1 protein-coding gene and 2 pseudogenes are annotated in these 1,167 nt (G+C 64.0%); 2 read left to right on the top strand and 1 reads right to left on the bottom strand.

Translation table 11 applies throughout. From position 1 onward, the window contains the following. Positions 1 to 370, top strand: a pseudogene (locus tag CIW48_RS32865) (hypothetical protein); the annotation flags it as partial. A gap of 254 nt (positions 371 to 624) precedes the next feature. Here the strand turns inward: CIW48_RS32865 and CIW48_RS33660 are convergent. Beyond that, positions 625 to 947, bottom strand: a pseudogene (locus CIW48_RS33660) (transposase); the annotation flags it as partial. A gap of 109 nt (positions 948 to 1,056) precedes the next feature. Here CIW48_RS33660 and CIW48_RS32855 point away from each other — a divergent pair. Further along, on the top strand, positions 1,057 to 1,167 hold a 111-nt coding region (locus CIW48_RS32855), incomplete at its 3' end, for a transposase (RefSeq protein ID WP_149311704.1).

Here is a 1,167-nt window from a genome sequence, read left to right as displayed (position 1 = left end):
GCCCCATCCCACGAAGGAATCAGCGAAATCCAAACTCTGCAAGAGGGGAACGCCCGCACGATGCGAGCCGCAGTCGCCGGATACCCCCTGGGTAATTACGCTCGTCTACCCGATCTTGTACCAGTCGGTCCTGTTCTCCGCCGTTCTGACCGTGGCCTACGTGCTGGAAGAGGTCCTTGTGGGAGCCTGGCACGAGAAGACCCTCGGGGAAGTCCTTCCCGAGATCGCCGGCGGCCCGCGTGGATTGGCCACGGTTGTCTGGGTGCTGTTCGTAGCGCTGATCCCATACTTCGCTTATCGCGAGACCGATCGTGCGCTCGGCGAGACACGGTTACGGGCTCTTCTGTTCAACGCCCGCCCGGCAGCATAGCCGCATCGGCTCGGCGTAGCTTCGCATCCAAACTGCTCGTCGTGGGCATGCGATCTTGCGCTTGACTGAACAAGACCTCAGCGGGGGCAGTTGGCAGTTGGGAAAGCGCCCCTTGCCGATCAGGACGAGGATGGAAGCACCGAACTGGCCGAAACCACGGGCATGCGCTGCGAGGCGATCAGCGTTGGCGCCGGCCGGGGCCCCGTTTCCGGCCCTAGGCTTGCCCGCCGTTGATCAAGGGCGTGCCGCGCATGCGCCACCCCGTGCGCCTCCTGAACCTGGCGCACGAGTTCGCGTCGCCGAGCAGGCGTCAAAGCTTTTTTGCGAGCACGTCCTGCAGGATGTGCTTGTCGAGGCTCAGATCGGCAACGAGCTGCTTGAGCTTGCGGTTCTCGTCCTCGAGCTGCCTCAGCCGCCGCAGCTCGCCCGTGCCCAAGCCGCCGTAGAGCTTCTTCCAGCGGTAAAACGTCTGCTCGGAGATGCCCATCCGACGCAGCACCTCCGCGACCGGTGTCCCGGTCTCGGCCTGCTTCAGCGCGAAGGCGATCTGCTCCTCGGTGAACCTGCTCTTCTTCACGGCTCCGCTCCTCCCGTCAGGGTCTCACAAATGACCCTGACCCACCAAACTGGTCCGCGCTGAGCGCAAGTTTTTCGGGCATCCTGAACCCTGAAGGAGGGTGGATGCCATGCCCCGCAAACGCTTCACGAACGAACAGATCGCCTTCGCCCTGCGACAGGCGGAGAACGGCGCGACGGTGGACGAGGTCTGCCGGAAGATGGGTGTATCCGAGCCGACC

Origin of the sequence: Methylobacterium sp. P1-11, from assembly GCF_008329595.1 — a bacterium.
GTDB lineage: Bacteria > Pseudomonadota > Alphaproteobacteria > Rhizobiales > Beijerinckiaceae > Methylobacterium.
The sequence above is the reverse complement of the archived record's forward strand: the minus strand, read 5'-3'. Positions and strand labels throughout refer to the sequence as shown.